The organism is Azospirillum brasilense, from assembly GCF_001315015.1.
Taxonomy (GTDB): Bacteria; Pseudomonadota; Alphaproteobacteria; order Azospirillales; family Azospirillaceae; genus Azospirillum; species Azospirillum brasilense.
This window is the reverse complement of the sequence record NZ_CP012914.1, coordinates 2,839,454-2,862,944: the sequence shown is the minus strand read 5'-3', so window position 1 is coordinate 2,862,944 and position 23,491 is coordinate 2,839,454. Positions and strand designations below refer to the sequence as shown.

16 protein-coding genes are annotated in these 23,491 nt (G+C 70.5%); 8 read left to right on the top strand and 8 right to left on the bottom strand.

The window, feature by feature from the left end; translation table 11 throughout:
- Positions 1-31: 31 nt before the first annotated feature.
- The gene (locus AMK58_RS13260) at positions 32-1,843 is read left to right on the top strand and encodes a glycoside hydrolase family 17 protein (RefSeq protein ID WP_059398983.1); all 1,812 of its coding nucleotides are present in this window, start codon (positions 32-34) and stop codon (positions 1,841-1,843) included.
- A gap of 48 nt (positions 1,844-1,891) precedes the next feature.
- Here the strand turns inward: AMK58_RS13260 and AMK58_RS13255 are convergent, their stop codons facing one another.
- The gene (locus tag AMK58_RS13255; protein WP_035670769.1) at positions 1,892-2,602 is read right to left on the bottom strand and encodes an orotate phosphoribosyltransferase; all 711 of its coding nucleotides are present in this window, start codon (positions 2,600-2,602) and stop codon (positions 1,892-1,894) included.
- 299 nt (positions 2,603-2,901) lie between these two features.
- On the opposite strand from AMK58_RS13255, the gene AMK58_RS13250 reads away from it, so the two are divergent.
- A complete protein-coding gene (locus AMK58_RS13250) occupies positions 2,902-4,491 on the top strand; it encodes a DUF3369 domain-containing protein (protein ID WP_035670772.1) in 1,590 nt (529 codons plus the stop codon).
- A gap of 41 nt (positions 4,492-4,532) precedes the next feature.
- Here AMK58_RS13250 and AMK58_RS13245 read toward each other — a convergent pair whose 3' ends face one another.
- The 4 genes from AMK58_RS13245 to AMK58_RS13230 form a co-directional block, all read right to left on the bottom strand.
- Positions 4,533-6,833 carry a mechanosensitive ion channel domain-containing protein gene (locus AMK58_RS13245; protein ID WP_236778136.1) on the bottom strand — a complete coding sequence of 767 codons (2,301 nt, stop codon included), beginning with the start codon at positions 6,831-6,833 and terminating at the stop codon, positions 4,533-4,535.
- Between the two features lie 186 nt (positions 6,834-7,019).
- The gene (locus AMK58_RS31780) at positions 7,020-8,723 is read right to left on the bottom strand and encodes an oligopeptide/dipeptide ABC transporter ATP-binding protein (RefSeq protein WP_059398981.1); all 1,704 of its coding nucleotides are present in this window, start codon (positions 8,721-8,723) and stop codon (positions 7,020-7,022) included.
- Positions 8,720-9,517 (bottom strand): ABC transporter permease subunit, encoded by a 798-nt coding sequence (locus AMK58_RS31130; RefSeq protein ID WP_079285703.1) that lies wholly within the window; start codon positions 9,515-9,517, stop codon positions 8,720-8,722. Before AMK58_RS31130 ends, AMK58_RS31780 begins: the two co-directional genes overlap by 4 nt.
- Positions 9,517-10,218: an ABC transporter permease subunit gene (locus tag AMK58_RS13230; protein WP_059398980.1), complete on the bottom strand. Its 702-nt coding sequence runs from the start codon at positions 10,216-10,218 to the stop codon at positions 9,517-9,519. Before AMK58_RS13230 ends, AMK58_RS31130 begins: the two co-directional genes overlap by 1 nt.
- A gap of 258 nt (positions 10,219-10,476) precedes the next feature.
- Between AMK58_RS13230 and AMK58_RS13225 the strand changes: the two genes are divergently transcribed.
- From AMK58_RS13225 to AMK58_RS13215, 3 genes are all read left to right on the top strand, one after another.
- Positions 10,477-12,834: a VTT domain-containing protein gene (locus tag AMK58_RS13225; protein ID WP_059398979.1), complete on the top strand. Its 2,358-nt coding sequence runs from the start codon at positions 10,477-10,479 to the stop codon at positions 12,832-12,834.
- A complete protein-coding gene (locus tag AMK58_RS13220) occupies positions 12,831-13,643 on the top strand; it encodes an endonuclease/exonuclease/phosphatase family protein (RefSeq protein ID WP_059398978.1) in 813 nt (270 codons plus the stop codon). Before AMK58_RS13225 ends, AMK58_RS13220 begins: the two co-directional genes overlap by 4 nt.
- Before the next feature lie 321 nt (positions 13,644-13,964).
- Positions 13,965-15,185 (top strand): polyhydroxyalkanoate depolymerase, encoded by a 1,221-nt coding sequence (locus AMK58_RS13215; protein WP_035670785.1) that lies wholly within the window; start codon positions 13,965-13,967, stop codon positions 15,183-15,185.
- Positions 15,186-15,233: 48 nt separating this feature from the next.
- Here AMK58_RS13215 and AMK58_RS13210 read toward each other — a convergent pair whose 3' ends face one another.
- Entirely contained in the window at positions 15,234-16,319 is a 1,086-nt protein-coding gene (locus AMK58_RS13210; RefSeq protein WP_035670788.1) for a COX15/CtaA family protein, read from the bottom strand.
- Positions 16,320-16,512: 193 nt separating this feature from the next.
- On the opposite strand from AMK58_RS13210, the gene AMK58_RS13205 reads away from it, so the two are divergent.
- Positions 16,513-20,007, top strand: coding sequence for a hypothetical protein (locus AMK58_RS13205; RefSeq protein WP_059398977.1), 3,495 nt, complete (start codon positions 16,513-16,515; stop codon positions 20,005-20,007).
- Between the two features lie 144 nt (positions 20,008-20,151).
- On the opposite strand, the gene AMK58_RS13200 is transcribed toward AMK58_RS13205, so the two are convergent.
- Positions 20,152-20,643 carry a lysozyme gene (locus tag AMK58_RS13200; RefSeq protein WP_035670824.1) on the bottom strand — a complete coding sequence of 164 codons (492 nt, stop codon included), beginning with the start codon at positions 20,641-20,643 and terminating at the stop codon, positions 20,152-20,154.
- A gap of 135 nt (positions 20,644-20,778) precedes the next feature.
- The gene (locus tag AMK58_RS13195; RefSeq protein ID WP_035670808.1) at positions 20,779-21,042 is read right to left on the bottom strand and encodes an usg protein; all 264 of its coding nucleotides are present in this window, start codon (positions 21,040-21,042) and stop codon (positions 20,779-20,781) included.
- 294 nt (positions 21,043-21,336) lie between these two features.
- Here AMK58_RS13195 and groES point away from each other — a divergent pair, with 294 nt between their 5' ends.
- Positions 21,337-21,627 carry a co-chaperone GroES gene (gene groES / locus AMK58_RS13190; protein WP_014239088.1) on the top strand — a complete coding sequence of 97 codons (291 nt, stop codon included), beginning with the start codon at positions 21,337-21,339 and terminating at the stop codon, positions 21,625-21,627.
- A 52-nt stretch (positions 21,628-21,679) separates the two neighbouring features.
- Positions 21,680-23,323 carry a chaperonin GroEL gene (gene groL / locus AMK58_RS13185; RefSeq protein WP_035670811.1) on the top strand — a complete coding sequence of 548 codons (1,644 nt, stop codon included), beginning with the start codon at positions 21,680-21,682 and terminating at the stop codon, positions 23,321-23,323.
- Positions 23,324-23,491 lie beyond the last annotated feature (168 nt).

Here is a 23,491-nt window from a genome sequence, read left to right as displayed (position 1 = left end):
CGATCCCGCATTTGGTGTAGACATCCCATCCATGCGCTTCATCACGATCCTCGCCGTGCTGCTCGTGGCCGGCCTCGCGAATTTTGCCGTCTGGTCGCTGCCGAACCAGCCGGTGCCGCTCGACCCGCCGCCCGGTGGCAAGCTGAAAAGCGTGTCCTTCGCGCCCTTCCGCGACGGGCAGAGCCCGCTGACACAGAAATTCCCCAGCACCGAGCAGATCGACGAGGATCTGGCCGCCCTCGCCCCGCAGGTGGCGGGGGTGCGCACCTACACCTCGCTGGAGGGGCTGGAGGTGGTGCCGGAGCTGGCGCGCCGCCACGGCATGCAGGTCACCATGGGGGCGTGGCTGTCGTCGCGGCTGGACAAGAACGAGAAGGAGGTCGCCTCCCTCATCGACCTCGCCAACCGCTACCCGGACGTCATCACCCGCGTGATCGTCGGCAACGAGGTGCTGCTGCGCCGTGAGCTGACGCCGGAGCAGGTGGCCGGCTACATCGACCGCGTGAAGGCGGTGGTGAAGCAACCGGTGTCCTACGCCGACGTCTGGGAATGGTGGCTGAAGTACCCGCAGATCGCGGATCACGTCGATTACCTGACCATCCACCTGCTGCCCTATTGGGAGGATGTGCCGACCGACGTGGCCGGCGCCATGGAGCGCATCCGCGGCAGCTACCGCACGATCGCCCAGCGCTTCCCCGGCAAGCCGATTCTGGTCGGCGAGACCGGCTGGCCGACGGAGGGCCGGTCGCGCGGCGCCGCGGTCACCGGGCTGGTCAACAAGGCCAAGTTCGTCAACGGCTTCGTCCGCCTCGCCGAGCAGGAGGGCTTCGACTACAACGTGATCGAGGCCTTCGATCAGGGCTGGAAGGCCAAGCTGGAGGGCACGGTGGGCGGCCACTGGGGCCTCTACACCGCCGACCGTCAGGCAAAGTTCGCGCTGGCCGGGCCGGTGGTGGAGAACCGCCAATGGCGGCTGCTGTTCGGCGTCTCCTCCGGCCTCGCGCTGGCGCTCGTCATCGGCCTGACCCTGCGCGGCCGTCCGCTGACCGCCGGGGCCTTCGCCGCCCTGGCCTTCCTGGCGCAGGCGCTGTCCACACTGTACGTCCACGCCGTCTGGGGCGCCCTGCACGGCAAGCACTACCCGCAGGACGTGGCGCTGTCGGTCGTGATGCTGGCGGCGACGGCCGTGCTGTCGGTGGCCGTTCTGCTGGCTGCCCGGCGGGCGCTGGGCAGCGGCGGTCTGGCGCTGGAGCCGCTGGCCCCGCTGCGCGGCCGCCCGGCGCTGTCGCGGCTGGAAACGGTGGGCAAGGCCGCCGCCGTCGTCCTCGCCCTTTTGGGGATCGTTTGGAGCTTCCTGATCGTGTTCGACGGGCGCTACCGCGACTTCCCCAACTGGTATTTCGCCCTGCCGGCGCTCGGCCTGCTGGCGCTCGGCGCCATGCGCGCCACGCGGCGTCCGGAGGGCACGGGGGCGCTGGCCGCCTGGGGCATCGGCGGGCTGTTCCGCCCCGCCGTCCCGGCGGCCGATTCCCCGGCGAAGGGCCTGTGCGGCGCCGTCCGCCGCCTGCCGCTGGAGTCGGCGCTGGCCGCCCTGCTGCTGCTCGGCGCGCTGCTGACCGTGCTGGCGGAAGGCGTGGTGCCGATGGAGTCGCTGATCTACGGGCAGCTTCCCTTCATGGAGGCCCTGCACGAGGTGGTGTGGACCAGCCCGAACTGGGAAGCGCTGTCCTGGGCCGGGCTTCAGCTTCTGCTGGCGGTGCCCTACGCCGCCGCCGTCCTAGCGGTGCGCCGTGGCGAAACCGCCCGCGCCGGCCATCAATGGGTCCGCATCGCCGGTCAGTGACCGGTTTCCCCTCTCCCGTTTGGCGTGGGAGAGGGGCCCCGCCCCGCCTCAGGCCGCCTTTTCGCTTTTCCGGCCTTTCTGGTGCTCCGCCGTCCAGCGCTTGGGGTCGTGCAGGAAGGCGTGGATTTCGCCCTGCGCCGGCCCGTCCAGGTAATGGCCGCGGTTCGCCACCTCCAGCACATCCCACCAGGTCGCCAGCGCGTGCATCGTGATGCCCAGCGGGGCCAGATGCTCCTGGATCTCGTCGAAGATCCCGTACTGGAACAGCACGAACAGGTCCCGCACGTCGCAGCCCGCCTCCTTCAGCGGCTGGGCGAAGCGGGCCTTGCGGTGGCCGTCGGCGGCGATCTGCTCGACCAGAAGCACGCGCCAGCCCGGCTCCACCCGCCCTTCGATGCGGTGCTTGTAACCCTGCAGGCCCTCCGGCGCCTCCTTGCGCACGAAGACGAGGGGAAGCTCCAGCCGGTCGGCGATCAGCGCGGCCCAGGGCACGCCGGCCCCCTCGGCGGCGGCGATGGCGTCCAGTTCGCCGTCGCCGATCTCCTGCCCGATCATCCGCAGCCCGAAGTCGAGCACCTCGTCGCGCACCGCGGGGTAGGAGAGCAGCCGCCGTCCCTCCAGATGGACCGGGCTGACCAGCCCCGAACCGTGGTTGCACAAATGCTCCGGGTCGTACCGGACGCAGCCGGTCTCGATCAGATGGCGGGCCACGCTGGCGGCCCCTTCGCGCAATTCGATGTCCCAAGCGTCCGGTATCATGGCCTGCCCCCGTTGTTCTCGCGTTGTTTTTCAGCCTCGGTTTTTCAGCCTCGGTTTTTTCGCCTCACGCCTTTCTCCCGATGATCCCCCGTTCGGGGCGGGCCGCAACCCCTCCACACGCACCGGGGTGGGCGCTTTGGTGGTAGCCGGAACGGGGGAAGACAACGCGCCGCAGCCTCCCTCCGCCTGTGGTCATGGATGTAAAAGCGCCAGCGCGGTTGACACGAACCGCAACAAACGTTGAAAAAGAGAATCGAATTGTAGCCATGCAGCTTGGCAGAGCGGGGCGGGGAGTGGCGATGTCGGACATCCAAGGCCGGAGCCAGGACGAGGACGACGACCTGCTGTTCGCCGACGAGGACGCTCCAGACCCGTCGTCCGCGACGTCCGGCCCCATCGCCGCCCCTTGGAAGCTGCTGATCGTCGACGACGATCCGGAGGTGCACGCGATCACCCGCGTCGTGCTGAACGACGTGACCTTCGACGGGCGCCGCCTGCAGTTCCTGTCCGCCCATTCGGGGGGCGAGGCGCGGGCGATCCTGAACGATCATCCCGACATCGCCGCCGTCCTGCTGGACGTGGTGATGGAAACCGAGGACGCCGGCCTGCGGCTGGTCCATCACATCCGCGAGGGGCTGGGCAACCGGCGGGTCCGCATCATCCTGCGCACCGGCCAGCCCGGACAGGCGCCGGAACGGCAGGTGATCGTCAGCTACGACATCAACGACTACAAGGCCAAGAGCGAGCTGACCGCCCAGAAGCTGTTCACCACGACGGTGGCCGCCCTGCGCTCCTACCAGCACATCGACGCGATCGAGCGCAACCGGCAGGGGTTGGAGGCGATCGTCGATGCCGCCGGCACCCTGTTCGAGCAGCGCTGCATGGACCGCTTCGCCGTCGGCGTGGTGGAACGGGTCGCCGCGCTGCTGCCGCGGGCGGCCGGAGCCTTCCTGTGCGCGGTGCCGGACGGCCGGTTCCGGGAGGCGGTGGTGCTGTGCGGAACCGGCGTCTTCGCCGAGGCGACCGGCCGGCCGGTCGGTGCCGTGCTGCCCGACGCGGCCTGCGCCGACATCGCTGCCGCCCTGGCCCGGGGCCGCAGCCTGCATCGCGACGACCACAGCGTCGCGCTGTTCCAGACCCAGAGCCCCGGCCCCGGCGCGCTGTTCATCGCCGGGCACGGCGGCCTGCCGGAGGTCGAGCGGCGGCTGGTGGAGATCTTCTGCTCCCGGATGTCGGTCGGGTTCGACAATGTATCCTTGTACGAACAGCTCCGCCTCGCGCAGATCGCCACGGTGCACGCCCTGGGCAAGCTGGCCGAATACAAGGACGAGGTCACCGGGGAGCATGTCCGGCGCATCGGCCGTTGGGCCACCGCCATCGCAAGGGAGCTCCAGGCGCAGGGCAGCGTCGGCGGTGATGCCGACGACCGCTTCTGCGAGCTGATCGGGCTGGCCAGCATGCTGCACGACGTCGGCAAGGTCGCTATCCCCGACCAGATCCTGCGCAAGCCCGGCAAGCTGGATCCCGAGGAAATCATCCAGATGCGCGAGCACGCCGCCATCGGCGGGCGCATCCTGCGCGACGCCTCCGGCCCGGTCGGCGGGCGCAGCTACCTGTCGATGGGGGCGGAGATCGCCGAGAGCCACCACGAGAAGTTCGATGGCACCGGCTATCCTCACGGGCTGGTGGGCGACACCATCCCGCTGTCGGGCCGAATCGTGGCGGTCGCCGACGTCTACGACGCCCTGCTGCACCGCCGCCCTTACAAGGACGCGTGGGAACTGGCGGCGGTGGTCGATCTGATCCGCGCCGAGTCGGGCCGGCATTTCGACCCGCGCGTCGTCGACGCCTTCGTCGCGGTCCTGGAGCGCGGCGGGCCGGAGGCGTAGGGCCCCCGGCCGCACGGCTCCCGATTACGAGCCCTGGCCTTTTAAGACCCTTGGCTGAGCGCCTCGGCCAGCGCGCGGTCGGGGTGGTTCCCGCCGACGATGAGCTGCATGGAGCCGGTCGGCACCTCCACCCCCAGCTCGTCGAAGCGCTTCTTCATGCGGCGGTTGAACTCGCGCGACACGCCCCACTGCCGGGTCGGGCGGGTCTTGAAGCGCGCGGTGATCAGCTGGGTCGAGTCGGGCTGGAACTTGTCCAGACCCATCACCTCCAGCGGCCCCATGATGTCGGGCGCGAACTGGGTGTCGGACTGCAGGCTGGCGCCGATGTCCTTCAGCAGCTCGATCACGCGGTCGGGGTCCTCGCGGTAGGCCACCCGCACCTCGAACAGGGCGTAGGAGAAGTCCTTCGACATGTTCTTGACGGTGCTGACCGAGTTGAAGGGCACCGTGTGGATGGCGCCCGACCCGTCGCGCAGCCGGATCGAGCGGATGGAGATGGCCTCCACCGAGCCGGAATGGCCGCCGCCCACATCCACCACGTCGCCGATGGAGATGCTGTCCTCGAACAGGATGAACAGGCCGGTGATGATGTCCTTGACCAGCGTCTGCGACCCGAAACCGACGGCCAGACCGACCACACCGGCGCCGGCCAGCAGCGGCGCGATGTTGACGCCCAGCTCCGACAGGGTGATCAGCGAGACCATGGTCACCAGGAGAATCAGGAAGGCGTTGCGCAGCAGCGGCAGCAGGGTGCGCACGCGCGCGCTGCGCTCGATCCGCGTGCCGTTGCGGTCGGTGGAGGCGAGGAAGCGCTCGATCATCGCGCTGACCACCTCCCAGGCGATGACGGAGCCGACCAGAAGGAGGCCGATGGTCACCGTGCTGCGCAGGATGCGCTGGCCGAGCCGGGTGTCCGTCCAGGCCAGCGTGTCGAAGCCCCAGCCGTAGAGGATCATCATCGCGGCACCAACCCAGATCACCGTCTTCACCGCCCGGTGCAGGAAGGGCAGGTAGAGGGAGGCGCGGTCCTTCAGCGGCGGCAGGGCGCCCTGGCTTTCCGGGACCATGCGCAGGCCGCGGCGCAGGCCGCGGTTGATGCCGTTGACCAGCAGCCGGGCGATCACGGCGACCAGGATGGTGATGCCGGTGGCGCGGGCCAGATACTCGAACCCGCCATAGACGTTCAGCACCCAGACGCCGAAGGTCACCACGACGTAGATGATCGCCAGGACGTGCCAGACGTCGGCGAAGCGGCGGCGGGCGGAGCGCAGGACGGCGCCCTGGCCCTCCGACTCGCGCTCCGCGGTGGCCGCCGGGTCGCCGTCACCGGACAGCGGGTTGCCGTGCATCCAGTCGGCGACGATGCGGCGGTTCTGCAGGATCAGCGCGATCAGCATCCCGGCGATCGCCAGCCCCAGCAGCTTCAGCAGCGCGCCGTAGGCGCCGAGCGGCAGGCCCAGCACATAGGCGCCCTCCGCCAGGAAATAGCCGTAGACGCCGACCGCGGCCAGCCGGCGGACCCAGCGGTAGAGGCGCTGGGCGTTGGCGTCGCCCACCCGCACCATGCGCAGGGACGGCGCAAAGGGTGAGATCAGGATGCGGGCCGCGACCAGCAGGATCTGCAGGATGACGGTGGCGTTGATGACGGCCAGCGCGACCAGCCGGACGCGCGGTCCCGGCTCGCTGACCGACAGGATGGCGTAGCCGACGACGATGAAGGCGGCGATGGGCGCCAGCTCCAGCAGCGCGCGGCCGAGCAGCAGCGGAAACTGCACAAGGATCGTGGTCCCCCGCCGGGCGGCGAGCGCGTTGCGCGGGCGGGCGAGCAGCCAGCCGACGAAGCGCTGGATCGCCAGACCGGCGGTCAGGATCATCGTCAGCTGGATGGCGATCTGCACCCAGCGGTCGCGGGCCGATTGGTCGACCATCTGCCGGTTCGCCCACTCGATGGCGCCGGGCAGCTCCTTGAACACGTTGCCGACCTGGACGAGCTGGCGGCTCAGCACGTCCATGCGCTCGGCCAGGAAGGACAGGGCGCTGGCCCCGATGGTCTCGGGCAGGGTGCTGGCCGCCGGAGCCTCCTCGGCCTTGGCCTGCTCCAGCCCCTTCTGCGCGGCGACCAGCGCCTTCAGCTGCTCGACCAGCCGGGCGCGGGCCGCCGGGTCCTCCAGCGTCGTGATCATCGCCTGCATCTGCTCGGGCGTCGGATCGGGCGAGGCGGCGGGTTCCGCAGGGGCCGCGGCGGCGGGGGCCGGCGTGGCGGCGCCCGGAACGGGGCCGGCGGCCAGTGACGGCGCGGCGAAGCCGGCGAGAAGCAGCAGAAGGACGGCGAGTGCGCCCATGCAGGGGACCGTCCACCGGGTGCGTGCGCGAAGCATCCCTGTCCTTTTCCGTGATTTCAGCAATGCGGGCGTGAAGGCCGGGGACGTTATCCCGTGCCCGCCTCCTTGCCAACCCGCGCAGTTTCAGACCTTTTTGGGACGGAATTGCGGCCGCGCCCAAGGCACCGGTGGGCTCCGGAAACGGATTTAGGGCGCTTTCCCGCCAACCTGGGTGCCGTCTTGGACCTCGTCCTGCGCGACATGGCAGGCGACTCGGTGGCCCGGCGCCACGGGGTCGAGCGTCGGGGGAAGCTGGGCGCAGCCATCATGGGCGAGCGGGCAGCGCAGCCGCAAAACGCAGCCGGTTGGCGGGCGCAGGGGCGAGGGCGGATCGCCGTGCAGCGCCGGGCGGACCAAGCCGGCCGCCGCGATCAGCGCGCGGCTGTAGGGGTGGCGCGCCCCGGTGGCCAGAACCGCGCTGTCCGCCGACTCGACGATCCGGCCGAGCAGGAGCACCAGCGCCCGCCGCGCGATCCGCAAGCCCTCCGCCGCGTCCTGGGTGGCGTAGAGCAGGGCCAGCCGGCGGCGGCGGCGGATCGCCTGCAGCAGGGTCAGGAAGTCCGCCCGCTCCGTCCCATCGAGCGCCGCCGCGGGCTCGTCGCAGACCAGCAGGCGCGGCTCCGGCAGCAGGGCGCGGGCCAGCCCGGCGCGCGCCGCCTCCGCCGGACGGAGCGTGCCGGGGTGGAGGTCGAGGACCGCCGCGGGCAGCCCGACCTCCTCCAGCGCCTCGGCCAGCCGGGCGGTACGGTCGGCTGAAGACCGGGCGGGCCGCAGCGACTCCAGCGTCTCGGCGAACTGTGCGCCGATGGTCATCAGCGGGTCGAAGGCGGCCAGCGGATCGGGGAAGAGGATTTGCAGGTCCCGCCGCGCCCGGCGCATCGCCTCCGGCGGGGCGGCGGCGAGGTCGGTCCCCAGCCAGGACACCTGACCGCCGACCGGCGGCACCAGCCGCAGGATGGCGCGGGCCAGCACCGACTTGCCGCTGCCCGTCTCGCCGAGCAGGGCCAGCGTCTCGCCCTCGGCCAGCGCGATGGACAGGCCGTCCACGACGGTCAGCCAGCGCTCCTCGCCGCGCCAGCCCCGCCCCAGAGGAAAGGCGACGCGCAGGTCGCGCACCGACAGGATGGGCGGGCCGGAGGGCACCGACTCCACCGGGGGCGGGGCTGGCGCGGGCTCCTCCGGCGTTTCCAGGCGCCCTTGGGCCAGGATCAGCCGGCGGTCGGCCAGACCGGAGTGGACCGGGTCGGCGTGGATTGGATCGGGTTGCGGGCGTCCGGTCAGCAGCAGCGCCGTTCCGGCTTCCCGCGTCCAGGCGGCGAGGTCGCTCAGCAGGCGGACGCGCTGGGTGGGGTCGAGCGCGGCGGCGGGGGCGTCGGCGAGCAGCAGCGCCGGCTGCGCCGCCATGGCCAGCGCCAGCGCGGCCCGCCAACGCATCGCCTCGCCCAGCTCTTGCGGGTGGAGCGCCAGCCGGCGCGTGGCGGCGGGCACTTGGAAGCGCTCCAGCGCCTCGGCGGCGCGGCGCAGGGCGGCGCGCTCGTCCATCCCGGATTGGTGGGCCAACAGCTCGGTGAACTGGGCGCCGAGCGTGCGAAGCGGGTCCAGGGCGCCGTCCTGGGTGACCAGGATGCGCCGTCCCCGGATCTGGATGTCGCCCAGCACCGTGATGCCCTTGGGCGCGAGGCCGGCCAGCGCGCGCAGCAGCAGCGTCTTGCCCGTCCCGGCGCCGCCTGACAGGGTCAGCACCTCGCCGGGCTCGACGGCGAAGCTCAGCCGGTCGAGCAGGATGTCGCGGCTGGTCAGCAGGGACAGACCCTCCACCCGCAGCGGCGCGCCGCCCTCCGCTCTGTTCACCGCCGTCCTCCCGAGACCGTGGAGAAGGCCAGCCGCATCCCGTCGCCCACCCCGTGCAGCGCCCACAGGGTCAGCGCCAGCAGAAGCGCCGGCCCGGCCAGCGCCACGGTATCGCCCGCCCGCGCCGCCGCGCCGACGGCGGTTCCCCAGCCGCTCACCCCCTCCGGCAGGCCGAGGCCGAGCAGGCTCGCGAGGCTTTCCGCCATCAAGGCGCGGGGAAGGGCGGTCCAGGCCGCGGCGGCGAGCGGCAGGACGGCGTTGGGCAGGATGTGGCGGCGCAGCCGGCGCCCGTTGGCAATCCCGGCGGCCTGGGCGGCGCTCAGGAACTCCCGCCGCAGCAGGGCGCGCAATTCGTCCCGCGCGATGACGGCCACCGCCGGGGCGGCGATCAGGGCGGTCACCACCGCCATCGGCGCCAGCCCGCGCGTTGGACCCAGCAACCCGCCGGCCAGCGGCAGGGCCAGCGCCAGCGGCAGGCCGGTCAGGGCAGCGGCGGGCGCCATCATCGCCCGCTCCGCCCGCTCGCCCAGAGCAACCGCTATGACGGCCCAGAGCAGGCCGAGGGCGGCCCCGCCCAACCCGGCGAGCAGCGCGAAGGTCAGGCTCTGGTGCCCGGCGGCCAGCGCCGCCCCCACCGGGCCGCCCCCGGCGACGAGGCCGGCGGCAACCGCCAGCATCAGCGCGGCCAGAAGGGTCAGCCCCGCGACGGCGGGCCGGTGCGCGGTCAGCCGTTGCCCGGCCTTCTGCCAGGGGCCGTCGCGCCAATGAGAGTCGGTGCCGGCGGGTCCGTGCATCAGGCCATCCGGGCCCGCGGGTCGAGCCAGCCATGCAGCGCGCCGCCCAAGGCGTTCAGCAATAGGGCGAGGCCGCACAGCCCGGCGAGCGCGGCGACGGCCATGCCGGTGTCCCCGGCGCGCGCCGCCTCGACGAACAGCCGCCCGGCGCCGTTCCCACCGAGCAGGCTTTCCACCGCCACGGCCGCGGTCACCGTCCCGGCCACGGCGCTGCGCAGGCCGCCCATCGCCGCCGACAGCCCCAGCGGCAGGGTGAGCCGCCACAGCAGGGCGGAGCCGTCGACCCCGCGCCCGCGCGCCGCCAGCAGAATCGTGTCCTCCGCCCCGGCCCGCGCCCGGCCGGCAAGCGTCGCGGCCTGGGCGGCGGCGGGCAGGGCGAGGGCGGCGAGGCCCAGCAGGACGGGCGCCTTCGCCAGCGTGGCGGCGAAGGCCGCGGCCAGCAGGAAGCCCGGCATGGCCGGACCCACCCCGCCCAAAACGGCGCCCACCCCGCCCAGGACACCGAGCAGGGCGCCGAAGCCGGTCCCCAGCGCCAGCGCCGGCAGGACCAGCGCCAGCGTCGTCGGCAGCGCGGCCAGAACGGCGCCCAATGCCTGCGTCCAGCCGGGTCCCGCCAACGCCGCCACCACGGCGGCGGCGAGCGCGAGGCCCAGCAGGGCCGGCACCACGGCCAGCACCCGGCGCAGGACGAGGCTCAGCATCGGCCCCGCCGGGAGCGGGCGGCCGTGACGGGCAGAGTCGTTCGGGGGACGGACAAGCGGATCACAACAGGCGGATCATGCGACAATGGCGGACACGAATGGAGTCCTCCTGACGGTACCCAGGTCCCGGCCGGTCGGGCAATGGAATTTCGCCTCTCGGCGGGGGGCGGGGAGGGTTGGGCGGCTGCGGTGTTGTTCGGGCATTCGCCTTCCTGGCCGGTCGCAGCCCGTCCCGGACGCACCATATGTGAACCCCCGATGCCGATCCCCGCAGGAACCCCGGTCCAGCCGCGTCCCATGCCCGACCAGCCGTCCTTCCCAATGCCGCCTGAACCAGCGCTCACCGGGGCGTTCTCCTGCGCGGCCGCCGACCCGCTGCTGGTGCCGGGCCGCACCTGCTGGCGGGTGGAGCGGGCGGAGCGAGTCGGGGTCATCGTCGATGCCGAGGACTACTTCGCGCTCGCCAAGGCGGCGATGCGGCAGGCGCGGCGCAGCATCTACCTGACCGCCTGGGACTTCGACGCCCGCATCCGGCTGACCCCGCAGACGCGCCACCCGCGCCGCCCCGACAAGCTGGGCAACCTTCTGAACTGGCTGGCCGCGACCCGCCCGGACCTGACCATCCATGTGCTGAAGTGGGACTTTGCGGAGCTGTTCGATCTGGCCCGCTGGTCGCAGCCGCTGTTCCTGCGCGGCTGGCTCAGCCATCCACGGCTCCAGTACCGGCTGGACGGCGACCATCCCGCCGGGGCCTGCCACCATCAGAAGATGCTGGTGATCGACGACCGGCTGGCCTTCTGCGGCGGGCTGGACATCACCGCCAACCGCTGGGACACCCGCGCCCACCGCGCCGACGAACCGCTGCGCCGCCAGCCGGACGGCACCCCCTACGAGCCCTTCCACGACGTGATGATGGCGGTGGACGGCGACGCCGCCCGTGCGCTGGGCGACCTGTTCCGCGAGCGCTGGCGCCGCGCCACCGGCTGCGTGCTGTCGCCGCCCGCCATGGACGTGCTTGGCGGTGGCGGCGGCCCTTCCGACGGCAAGCGCCCCCGGCGGCTGCGGCTGAAGGCGCGCCGGGCCGGGCCGGACAGCCCCGACCCCTGGCCGCAACAGCTCGTCCCGCTGCTCAAGGGCATGCCCGTCGGCATCGCGCGCACCGAACCCGGCTACAACGGGCGCGCCGAAGTGCGGGAGGTCGAGGCGCTCTACACCGCCGCCATCGCTTCGGCCGAGCGCTTCATCTACATGGAAAGCCAGTATTTCGCCTCGGTCGCCGTGGCCGAGGCGCTGAAGGCGCGGCTGGCCGAGCCGGACGGGCCGGAGGTGGTCGTCGTCAACTCCGCCCGCACGTCGAGCTGGCTGGAGAACACCGTGATGCTCGGCGCCCGCGCCCGGCTGGTGAAGGAACTGCGCGAGGCCGACCGGCACGGGCGCTTCCGCTTCTACATCGCCAGGACGGAGAGCGCCAAAACCGGCAGCGTCGGCATCACCATCCACGCCAAGGTGATGGTGGTGGACGACCGGCTTCTGCGCATCGGCTCGGCCAACCTGAACAACCGGTCGATGGGGCTGGACACCGAATGCGATCTGGCCCTGGAGGCGCCGCATGGGCGTGTGGAGGGGCGCGAGGCCCGGCTGGCCATCGCCGGGGTGCGCGACGACCTGATCGCCGAGCATCTCGGGGTGGCGCCGGAAAGCGTGACGGCGGAGCTGCGCCGTTCCGGCTCGCTCATTCGCACGGTGGAGGCGCTGCGCCGGCCCGGCGGGCGGACGTTGGACTTGCTGGAGGACGCCGATCCCGGCCTGCTGGCCGCCGCCGTCGCCGACTCCAAGCTTTTCGACCCGGAACGCCCGGTCGGCGCTGCGGACATCGTGTGGCGCGTCCTGCCGTCGCGTATCCCGCGGCGCCATCACTGGCTGGCGTTGGGTATCATCTTGGCGGTGGTCGGCGGGGTGTGGGGGCTGTGGAACCACACCCCGTTGCGCGACTGGGCGACCCTGGACGCCGTCCTGGGGGCGTTCGAACGCCTGCGCGAGTCGGCCTTCGGGCCGCTGTGGCTGATCCTGCTCTATGTCGCCGGTGGCTTCGTGCTGTTTCCGGTGCTGCTGCTGATCGCGGCGACGGCCATCGCGCTGGGGCCGTGGATGGGCTTCCCGACCGCGCTGGCCGGGGTGCTGGCCTCCGCCGCGGCGCTGTTCTGGGTGGGGCGGCTCACCGGCCGGCGCCCCATCGAGCGCTACGGCGGCGCGGTGGTGCGGCGGGCCAGCGACGCGCTGGGCGAGCGCGGCGTGCTGGCCATGGCGGCGCTGCGGGTGGTGCCGGTGGCGCCCTTCACCGTGGTGAACCTCGTCGCCGGGGCTTCCCGCATCCGGTTTGCCGACTATCTGTTCGGGACGATCCTGGGAATGGCGCCGGGAATTCTTGTCTTCAACCTGCTCGGGCACCAGCTTGAGCGTGTGTTGACGGAACCGACGCCCACCGACATGGTTCTTCTGGGTCTGGCGGCGGTGACCGCGCTGGGGCTGGGCTGGGCCGGCAATCGGCTGGTGCGGGCCCTGGCGGCGAGACGGCCGGCTACTGGAGAAGCAGTCAAGGGAGACCAACAGCGGTGATCCGATTCAGCCGAGAGCGTGTGCAGCGGATCGCCTCCGCGCTGCGCGCCGCCCGCGTCCGCCGGCCGAAGCGCCGCGTCGACAGCCGCAGCGGCCCGGTGCCGGACGGCATGGCGCCGCTGCGCGTGGCGACCTGGAACATCCACAGCTGCGTCGGGCTGGACGCGCGCTTTGCGCCGGACCGCATCGCCGAGGTCATCAAGGAGCTGGACGTCGATCTGGTCGGGCTCCAGGAGGTCGGCTGGCACCACCGCGGCGAATCCGGGCTGGACCAGTTCGCCTTCCTGGAACGGGCCACCGGCCTGAAGGCCCACGCCGGCCCGACCAAGCACAACGCCCACGCCCATTACGGCAACGCCATCCTGACCCGGCTGCCGGTCCTGAAATGCGAGCCCATCGACCTCAGCGTCGGGCGGCGGGAGCCGCGCGGCGGCATCGACGTGATCGTCGAGGTGGAGGGGCGCCCGGTGCGCATCATCGTCGCCCATCTCGGACTCGATCCGTGGGAGAGGGCGCGGCAGGTCGGCGCCATCGTCGACCGGCTGGAGGAACAGCCGGCCCTGCCGACCCTGTTCATGGGCGACCTCAACGAATGGGCGCCGAACTCCCCCCGGCTGCGCAAGCTGGCCGAGGCGTTCCCCGACTGGGCCAGCCCGCGCAGCTTCCACGCGCGCATGCCCACGCTGCGGCTCGACCGCATCTATGTGAACAACGGGCTGACCATCCCGTCCTATGAGGTGGTGCGCACGGTGCTGACGCGTCGCGCGTCCGATCATCTTCCGGTGCGCGCCACCGTGGCGGTGCCATAACCGATACTCCCGCTCGGGTATGCCGGGCCCTTGATTGCTGCAAGGCGCGTGCGCGGTTCCGCGGACGCGCCTTTTTCTTTGGGCTTGATCCTCCTGCCTTGCCTCCTTTGCAGTGCAGCGTTGCATGGTCTGTTTCGTGTGGCTGACTGTTTCTGTTGTAAGTTTTTTGCCCGAGAAGGGGTGTCGGCTATTGACCTTTTGGATAGGGGCTGGCCAATCTATTGATTGGTCATACTACCAATAGCGGCCGCCGAATGACGGCCGATCCATGACAGCACCCAGCCGATCGGGCGTGGGAACAACCGCCGAAGCGAGGACCTGTTGCTCTACCATCTCTACGATCTGCAGCACGCCGCCCTGCGCCCGATGCGCCTCCTGGCCGAAGCGACCCAGCACACCTTTCAGAACCCGTTCAGCCCGGTGTCCTACACCCGCGTCGGTCGCGCCATGGCCGCCGGCGCGGAACTGCTGGAGCGCACCACCCGCCGCTTCCCCAAGCCGGAATTCGGCCTGAAGACGACGGTGGTGGATGGCGAGACGGTGGCGATTACTGAGCGCATCGCCCTTCGCAAGCCCTTCTGCAACCTGCTGCACTTCGCCAAGCCGGAGGGCACCCCGGCGCAGCCGCGCGTCCTGCTGGTCGCCCCGATGTCCGGCCACCACGCGACCTTGCTGCGCGGCACGGTGGCGGCGCTGCTGGCCGACCACGATGTCTTCGTCACCGACTGGATCGACGCCCGGCTGGTGCCGCTGGCATGCGGGCGGTTCGACCTGGACGACTACATCGACACGGTGACGGAGCTGATCCGCTTCCTCGGGCCGCAGACCCATGTCATCGCGGTGTGCCAGCCGGCGGTTCCCGTCCTGGCCGCGGTGTCGCTGATGGCGGCGGGGGACGAGGCGGTGCAGCCGCGCTCCATGACGCTGATGGGCGGCCCCATCGACCCGATGGCCAACCCGACCGTGCCGGTGAAGCTGGCGGCGACCCACCCGCTCTCCTGGTTCGAGCGCAACGTCATCACCACCGTCCCGGCCTATTATCCGGGCGGCTTCCGTCAGGTCTATCCGGGCTTCATCCAGCTCTCCGGCTTCATGTCGATGAACCTGGACCGCCACATCGGGGAGCATGTCGGCCTGTTCCGCCACCTCGTCCGCGGCGATGGTGACTCCGCGGTGCAGCACCGCCGCTTCTACGACGAGTATCTGTCGGTCATGGACCTGTCGGCGGAGTTCTACCTGCAGACCATCGAGACGGTGTTCCAGAAGCATTCGCTCGCCAACGGCACCATGGAGTCGCGCGGGCGCAAGGTGGAGCCGGCAGCGATCCGCCGGACTGCCGTGATGACGGTGGAGGGCGAACTGGACGACATCTCCGCCCCCGGCCAGACCGAGTCGGCGCACCGCCTCTGCGCCTCGCTGCCCGACGACATGCGCGCCCGCCATTTCCAGAAGGGCGTCGGCCACTACGGCATCTTCAACGGCCGGCGCTGGCGCGAAAGCATCATGCCGGCGGTGCGGGAGTTCATCCGCAAGCACGATTGAGGCCGGTAGCGTTCCCTCTCCCGTCCAGGGAGAGGGAATCGGACGGCGTCAGCGCTTTGGAACGCCCACCGGGCGCAGTTCGTGGAGCAGCCAGACCAGCCCGGACACCAGCAGAATGGCACCCGCCTGATGGGCGGCGCCCAGCGGAATCCACACGAAGCTCAGCAGCGTGGCGATGCCCAGCCCGATCTGCACCAGCACCATCGCCGCGGTCAGCAGCGCCACCCGCCCGGCGCGGCCGGGCAGGCGGGCCACCCACACCCGCAGGGCCAGCCCCAGAACCACCAGCCCGGTCAGCAGCGCCAGCGCCCGGTGGGTGAGCTGGATGGCCGCGGTGTTCTCAAAGACATTGATCCACCAGGGCGTCAGGTTGGCGACCTCTGGCGGGATGACGTGGCCGGCCATCAGCGGGAAGGTGTTGTAGGCCAGCCCGGCGTCCGTCCCGGCGACGAAGGCGCCCCAGACGATGGTGACGCCGGTCAGCCCCAAGGCCCAGCGCGCGTGCTTGCGCAGCCGGCCGGACCCGGTCGCCCAGCCGGCCAGCGGCAGCGGGTCGAGAATACCCAGCGCGGTGCGCAGCAGCAGCCCGTAGATCACGATCGCCGTGCCGAGATGCAGCGCCAGCCGGTAGTGGCTGACGTCGGGCCGGTCGACCAGCCCGCTCTTGACCATGTACCAGCCGATCACCCCCTGGAGCCCGCCGAGCAGGAACAGCCCGGCCAGCTTCGGCCACAGGTCGGCAGGGATGCGCCCGTTGACCCAGAAGCGCAGGAAGGGGATCAGGAAGACGAAGCCGATCAGCTGGCCCCAGAAGCGGTGGAACCACTCCCACCAGAAGATCTGTTTGAAGGCCGCCAGATCCATCGTCGCGTTGTAGATGCGGAACTCCGGCGTGGTCTGGTAGAGGCCGAAGACGCGGTTCCATTCCGCCTCCGACAAAGGCGGCAGGATGCCGATCAGCGGCTTCCACTCGACCATCGACAGGCCGGATTCGGTCAGGCGCGTGATGGCGCCGATCACCGCCATGGCGAAGACCATCGCGCAGCAGACGAGAAGCCAATAGGCGATGGGGCGGGTGGAGGCGGGGTCGCGGACGTCTTTCCCGGCGAGGGCGGGGGCGGTGATGTCGGTCACGGACGGGCGGCTCCGGAAGATGCGGACAAGGTCCGGGGGGATAGGGACCACCGGCTCATGTGGGGTGCGGCAGCGGCTGCGTCAAACGGACACGGGTTACTCCGTAGCCGGCGGCACGGGTTTCGGGTGAAGGCGACGGGTTGCGGGTGTTACAAATATCAGTCTTACCAACGGCTTCGGATGCGGGGCGGCGATGGCGGACCTCACCCTCGGCTTCGGCCTGTCGTTCCACGAGCTTTACGGGCAGGACGGGCTGGCCCGGCTCGACCGCGCCTTCCTCGCCCGGCTGTCCGACACGGACGTGGCGCTCGCCAACCGGCTGCTCTCCGCCCGCGCCCAGCCCGACCGGCTGGAGGCGAAGGCGGAAAGCGACCTGCTGATCGCGCTCGCCCCGCACGCCGAGGATTTCATTGGCGATCTGTTCGGCATCCGCCCCGCGCTCGACGAGCTGCGCGGCCGCCATACGGAGCTGGCGCCGCTCTACACCGCCAAGCGCCTGTTCGTTCAGCGCCGCGCCGCCAAGGCGGTGAAGCCGGAGGCGGTCGCCGCGCTCGACGGGGCGGAGCTGGCGGCAAGGCTGGAGGATTGGCTGGGCGGCCCGCTGACCGAAGCCGCCTTCGCCCGGCAGGTGCTGGCCTGGATGGAGGACGAGACCGGCCACGCCGACCAGTTGGACAGCGCCGCCCAATACGCCGCCTGGGCGGTCTTCAGCGAGGCCGGGCGCGCCCGGCACGGCGGCGGCGTGCTGTTCCAGGTGCCGCACCGCACCGACCCGCAGCGTCTCGTCCCGGTGGAGACGGTGGAGCTGCACGGTGTCACCATGATGCGCCTGCCCGATGACTCCTGCCGCGAGCGCCAGGGCTTCCACCTGACCGACCCGGGCACCGATCTGGCCGGCGCGCTGGACGAGGCCAACTACTGCATCTGGTGCCACAACCAGGGCAAGGACAGCTGCTCCAAGGGGCTGCGCGACCGCAAGACCGGCGAGTTCCAGAAGAGCGCCTTCGGCGTCGCGCTGGCCGGCTGCCCCTTGGAAGAGAAGATTTCCGAGATGCACGCGCTGAAGGCCGAGGGCGTGCCCATCGGGGCGCTGGCCGTGGTGGTGGTCGACAACCCGATGTGCGCGGCCACCGGCCACCGCATCTGCAACGACTGCATGAAGGCCTGCATTTATCAGAAACAGGAGCCGGTGGACATCCCGCAGGCGGAGACCCGCACGCTGAAGGACGTGCTGGAACTGCCCTGGGGCTTCGAGATCTACAGCCTGCTGACCCGCTGGAACCCGCTGGACCTGCGCCGCCCGCTGATGCGGCCGGACAGCGGCTCCAAGGTGCTGGTGGCCGGGCTGGGGCCGGCGGGCTTCACGCTGGCGCACCATCTGATGAACGACGGTCACACGGTGGTCGGCATCGACGGGCTGAAGATCGAGCCGCTGCCCGCCGACCTCTCGGGCGTCCTGCCCAGCGGCACGCGGGTGCCCTTCCGGCCGATCCGCGACGTGCGGGACCTCTACGACCGGCTGGACGAGCGGGTGATGGCCGGATTCGGCGGGGTGGCGGAGTACGGCATCACCGTGCGCTGGAACAAGAATTTCCTGAAGGTGATCCGGCTGTTGCTGGAACGCCGGGCGCGCATGACGATCATCGGCGGGGTGCGCTTCGGCGGCACGCTGACCATCGACGGGGCGCTGGAGCTGGGCTTCGACCACATCGCCCTGTGCATGGGGGCGGGCAAGCCGACCGTCGTGCCGATGGCGAACGGGCTGGCCCGTGGGGTGCGGCAGGCCTCGGACTTCCTGATGGGGCTGCAACTGACCGGGGCGGCCAAGCCGGACAGCATCGCCAACCTCCAGGTCCGGCTGCCCATCGTGGTGATCGGCGGCGGGCTGACCGCGATCGACACGGCGACGGAGGCGCTGGCCTACTACCCCGTCCAGGTCGAGAAGTTCCTGTCCCGCTACGAGGTCCTGGCGGCCGATCGGGGGGAAGCGGCGGTGCGCGCCCGCTGGACGCCCGACGAGGCCGAACTGGCCGACGAGTTCCTGGCCCACGCCCGCGCCATCCGGGCGGAGCGCCTGGAGGCGGGAGAGCAGGGGCGCGAGCCGCGCGTCGCGGCGCTTCTGCAATCCTGGGGCGGCTCGACCATCGCCTACCGCCGCCGCCTGATCGACAGCCCCAGCTACACCCTGAACCACGAGGAGGTGGCGCACGGTCTGGCCGAGGGCATCCGCTTCCTGGAATGCGCCGCCCCGCGCGGGGTGGAGATCGACGAATCGGGCGCCGCGCGGGCGATCCACCTCGCCATCAGCCCGGTCGGGCCGGACGGGGTGGTGGCGCCCGCCGCCGTGGACGCGCGGCTCCCCGCCCGCACCATCCTGGTCGCCGCCGGCACCCAGCCGAACACCGTCCTGGCCCGCGAGGAGCCGGAGTGGGTGGAGCTGGACGGGCGTTGCTTCCGCGCCATCGACGAGGACGGCAATCCGGTGACGCCGGAGCGGACGAGCAAGCCGGCCCAGGCGCATGTGCTGATGGCGCGGGCGCCGGACGGGCGGTTCCTCAGCTTCTTCGGCGACCTGCACCCGTCCTTCGCCGGCAATGTGGTGAAGGCGATGGGCGGGGCGAAGCGCGGCTATCCGGTGGTCAGCCGCGCCCTGGCTCGCCGGGCGCCCAGCTCCGTGATGCCGGAGGCTCTGGTGCGGCGCCTGAACGTCGAACTGCGGCCCCTGGTGCACAGCGTCACCCGCCTGACCCCGACCATCGTGGAGGTGGTGGTGAAGGCTCCCGCCGCCGCACGCCGTTTCGAACCCGGACAGTTCTACCGGCTGCAGAACTTCGAAACGCTGGCGCAACGGATCGGCCGGACCACGCTGGCCATGGAAGGGCTGGCCCTGACCGGCGCCTGGGTGGACAAGGAGGCCGGGCTGCTCTCCCTGATCGTCCTGGAGATGGGCGGCTCGTCCGACCTCTGCGCCCTGCTGAAGCCCGGCGACCCGGTGGTGGTGATGGGGCCGACCGGCGCTCCGACCGAGATCCCGGAGGGCGAGACGGTGGCGCTGGTCGGCGGCGGGCTGGGCAACGCCGTGCTCTTCTCCATCGGGCAGGCCTGCCGGGCGCGCGGCAACCGGGTCGTCTATTTCGCCGGCTACAAGCGGATGGAGGACCGTTACAAGACCGAACAGATCGAGGCCGCCGCCGACCGCGTCGTCTGGTGCTGCGACGAGGCGCCGGGCTTCACGCCGACGCGGCCCGGTGATCTGAGTTTCGTCGGGAACATCGTGGAGGCCATGCGCGCCTACGCGGCGGGCGAGCTGGGGCCGGCGGATATTCCGCTGGAGACGGTGGACCGCATCGTCGCCATCGGCTCCGACCGCATGATGGCGGCGGTGGGGGCGGCCCGGCACGGCCTGCTGAAGCACCACCTGAAGCCCGGCCACGCCGCCATCGGCTCCATCAACTCCCCCATGCAATGCATGATGAAGGAGATCTGCGCCCAGTGCCTGCAACGGCACATCGACCCGGTGACCGGCGCGGAGACGGTGGTCTTCTCCTGCTTCAACCAGGACCAGAGCCTGGACCGCGTGGATTTCGCCAACCTGAACCAGCGGCTGCGCCAGAACGCCGTCCAGGAAAAGCTGACCGCCCAATGGATCGACCGCGGCCTGCGGCTGACCGGCCAGCGGAAAGGGTGAAGGGGAGATGCTTTCCCTCTCCCCTCTGGGGAGAGGGTTAGGGTGAGGGGGATGCGCTTTTGCCGGACGAACGGCCACGTACAACCCCCTCACCGGCCCTCCGGGCCACCCTCTCCCCAGGGGGGAGAGGGTTATTAAGAGCGTTCACGCGCCCGTGGCGGTGCTGACCGCCGCCTGGGGCAGCGGCGTGGTGGAGCTTTCGAACAGGTCGGCCTCGGCGGCGCGGCGCTTGACCAGACCCGGAAGCTGCGTCTTGACGCCGTTGACCGTGGCGTAGACCCAGCGGCCGAACTGGCCGGCGGCGCCCTCATAGTCGCCCTGGTTCAGCAGGCGCAGCAGAGTCGAGCACTGCAGGCTGCCGGCCCCCAGGTTGAACACGAAGGAAGCCAGCGCGCCGCGTTGGTCGGGGTTCAGCGCGACGGTGACCAGCTTGTCCACCTGGGCGGCGGCGGTGGTCAGGTCCGACTGCAGGAAATTGTCGGCCTGGGCGGAGGTGATGCTCTGCCCCAGTTCGACCCCGGCGGTGTGGCCGTAGCCGATGGTCGGCACCCCCGCCGGGCACAGGTAGGCGTTGAGGTAAAGCCCCTCGAAATGCTTCACGAGGTTGACCGCTTCTTGGCAGACCGGCGTCGTCATGTTCGTCATTCCCCAGCTTGTCGTGGACGTGCATCGGCACGGACGGTTCGTGCTGAGGAAAGGGTATCGAAAGAGTTATACTCTTAATAATGGTTTATTTTTTCACATTTTCCCGCGTTTCTGGGGTGTGGGGCGTCAGGTCCAGCGGAATTCCGCGGCCACCGCGCGGGCCTCGCCCGGTGTGATCAGGCGGTGGGTCGCCAGCTTCACCGAATGCAGCTTGCCGTCCAGGTTGGCCTGCCAGAAATCCAGGAACCGGCGCAGCACCGGGTAGCCGGGCGCGAGGTCCAATTCCTGCCAGAGATAGCTCTGCAGCAGGTGCGGGTGGTCCGGCATGTGGTACAGAATCTCCGCCGTGGTCAGGCGGTAATCGCGAAGCTGAAGCCCCAGACTGCCCATGCTCTGCCTCCGTGATGGTGGAACCGGTGGCGTCCTTCCGCTGCGTCCTGATGATTCTTTTGTGAAAGTGTGCCGTTCGCGGCTGCGGCGGGCAACAAAAATTTTTCTGCTATTTCAATGCATTAGCAGCAAGGAGGGGCGACTGCTGCCAGGAATCGCACCGATTGCCGCAACGACCCTCTTGAATCAAAACCGCAGCTCGATTAGCTGTCTGGCACTCGCCGGGGGAGAGTGCTAACAGCCCCGAGCCCGGCGCCAATCCTTTCAATAAGCCTTGATCCTGGAGGCATCCCCATGAAGTTCCGTCCGCTGCACGACCGCGTCGTCGTCAAGCGTCTGGAGTCCGACACCAAGACCAAGGGCGGGATCATCATCCCCGACACCGCGAAGGAAAAGCCCCAGGAGGGCCAGGTCGTCGCGGTGGGTCCGGGCGCCCGTGACGAGAGCGGCAAGGTCGTTGCGCTCGACGTGAAGGCCGGCGACCGCATCCTGTTCGGCAAGTGGTCGGGCACCGAGGTGAAGATCGAGGGCGAGGATTTCCTCATCATGAAGGAATCCGACATCATGGGCGTCGTCGAGGCCTGAGCCTCCGCCCGCGCTGAGCGATCCAACCCCCCGAATTTCAAGGAAGTGAGCAATGGCTGCCAAGGAAGTTAAGTTCTCCGCCGCCGCGCGTGAGAAGATGCTGCGCGGTGTGGACATCCTCGCCGACGCCGTGAAGGTGACGCTGGGTCCGAAGGGCCGCAACGTCGTGATCGAGAAGTCCTTCGGCGCTCCGCGCATCACCAAGGACGGCGTCTCGGTCGCCAAGGAAATCGAGCTGTCGGACAAGTTCGAGAACATGGGCGCCCAGATGGTGCGTGAGGTCGCGTCGAAGACGAACGACCTGGCCGGCGACGGCACCACCACGGCGACCGTTCTGGCCCAGGCCATCGTCCGCGAGGGCGTGAAGTCGGTGGCCGCCGGCATGAACCCGATGGACCTGAAGCGCGGCATCGACCTCGCCGTCGAGACCGTCGTGAACGACATCCGTGGCCGCGCCAAGAAGGTCACGACCAACGACGAGATCGCCCAGGTCGGCACCATCTCCGCCAACGGCGAAGGCGAGATCGGCAAGATGATCGCCCAGGCCATGGAGAAGGTCGGCAACGAGGGCGTCATCACGGTGGAAGAGGCCAAGAGCCTCGAGACCGAGCTGGACGTCGTCGAGGGCATGCAGTTCGACCGCGGCTACCTGTCGCCGTACTTCATCACCAACGCCGACAAGATGATCGCGGACCTCGAGAGCCCGTTCATCCTGCTCCACGAGAAGAAGCTGTCGGGTCTGCAGGCCCTGCTGCCGGTCCTCGAGGCCGTCGTGCAGTCCTCGCGTCCGCTGCTGATCATCGCCGAGGACGTCGAGGGCGAGGCCCTGGCGACCCTGGTCGTGAACAAGCTGCGTGGCGGCCTGAAGGTTGCCGCCGTCAAGGCCCCGGGCTTCGGTGACCGCCGCAAGGCGATGCTGGAGGACATGGCCATCCTGACCGGCGGCCAGGTCATCTCCGAGGATCTCGGCATCAAGCTCGAGAACGTCACCATCGACATGCTGGGCACCGCCAAGAAGGTCGTGATCTCCAAGGAGAACACCACCATCGTCGACGGCGCCGGCTCGGCCGAGGACATCCAGGCCCGCATCGGCCAGATCAAGGCGCAGATCGAGGAGACCACCTCGGACTACGACCGCGAGAAGCTGCAGGAGCGTCTGGCGAAGCTGGCTGGCGGCGTTGCCGTCATCCGCGTCGGCGGCGCCACCGAGGTCGAGGTGAAGGAGCGCAAGGATCGCGTTGACGACGCCATGCACGCCACCCGCGCCGCGGTGGAAGAGGGTGTCGTCGCCGGCGGTGGCACCGCCCTGCTGTACGCCACCAAGGCCCTCGACGCCCTGAAGCCGATCAACGACGAGCAGCGCGTCGGCATCGAGATCATCCGCCGCGCCCTGCAGGCCCCGGTCCGTCAGATCGCCTACAACGCGGGCACCGACGGTTCGATCGTGGTCGGCAAGCTGCTGGACCAGAACGACGCCAACTTCGGCTACGACGCCCAGAAGGGTGAGTTCACCGATCTGGTCGCCGCCGGCATCATCGACCCGGTGAAGGTGGTTCGCACCGCCCTGCAGGACGCGGCCTCGATCGCCGGCCTGCTGATCACCACCGAGGCGATGATCGCCGAGAAGCCGGAGAAGAAGGCTGCTCCGGCCGGCATGCCGGGTGGCATGGACGACATGGGCGGCATGGGCTTCTAATAGCTCACGTCATCCACGACGTTTGCGGAAAGGGCGGTCCCTCGGGGCCGCCCTTTTCCGTTTGGGCATCTCCCTGACGGACAGGGTGCCGCCGGCCGGCGTTTTGGATTGGAACGGTTCCAAACTGGGGACGTTGACCTCCCAACCGGACGCCCCAGAGGTGCGCCG

Coding starts and splice junctions, on each gene's coding strand:
- AMK58_RS13230 (WP_059398980.1), bottom strand. CDS start 10,218: ATGCTGAGCCTCGTCCTGCGCCGGGTGCTGGCCGTGGTGCCGGCCCTG.
- groL (WP_035670811.1), top strand. CDS start 21,680: ATGGCTGCCAAGGAAGTTAAGTTCTCCGCCGCCGCGCGTGAGAAGATG.
- AMK58_RS13195 (WP_035670808.1), bottom strand. CDS start 21,042: ATGGGCAGTCTGGGGCTTCAGCTTCGCGATTACCGCCTGACCACGGCG.
- AMK58_RS13260 (WP_059398983.1), top strand. CDS start 32: ATGCGCTTCATCACGATCCTCGCCGTGCTGCTCGTGGCCGGCCTCGCG.
- AMK58_RS13250 (WP_035670772.1), top strand. CDS start 2,902: ATGTCGGACATCCAAGGCCGGAGCCAGGACGAGGACGACGACCTGCTG.
- groES (WP_014239088.1), top strand. CDS start 21,337: ATGAAGTTCCGTCCGCTGCACGACCGCGTCGTCGTCAAGCGTCTGGAG.
- AMK58_RS13205 (WP_059398977.1), top strand. CDS start 16,513: ATGGCGGACCTCACCCTCGGCTTCGGCCTGTCGTTCCACGAGCTTTAC.
- AMK58_RS13255 (WP_035670769.1), bottom strand. CDS start 2,602: ATGATACCGGACGCTTGGGACATCGAATTGCGCGAAGGGGCCGCCAGC.
- AMK58_RS13225 (WP_059398979.1), top strand. CDS start 10,477: ATGCCGATCCCCGCAGGAACCCCGGTCCAGCCGCGTCCCATGCCCGAC.
- AMK58_RS13245 (WP_236778136.1), bottom strand. CDS start 6,833: ATGGGCGCACTCGCCGTCCTTCTGCTGCTTCTCGCCGGCTTCGCCGCG.
- AMK58_RS13200 (WP_035670824.1), bottom strand. CDS start 20,643: ATGACGACGCCGGTCTGCCAAGAAGCGGTCAACCTCGTGAAGCATTTC.
- AMK58_RS31130 (WP_079285703.1), bottom strand. CDS start 9,517: ATGCACGGACCCGCCGGCACCGACTCTCATTGGCGCGACGGCCCCTGG.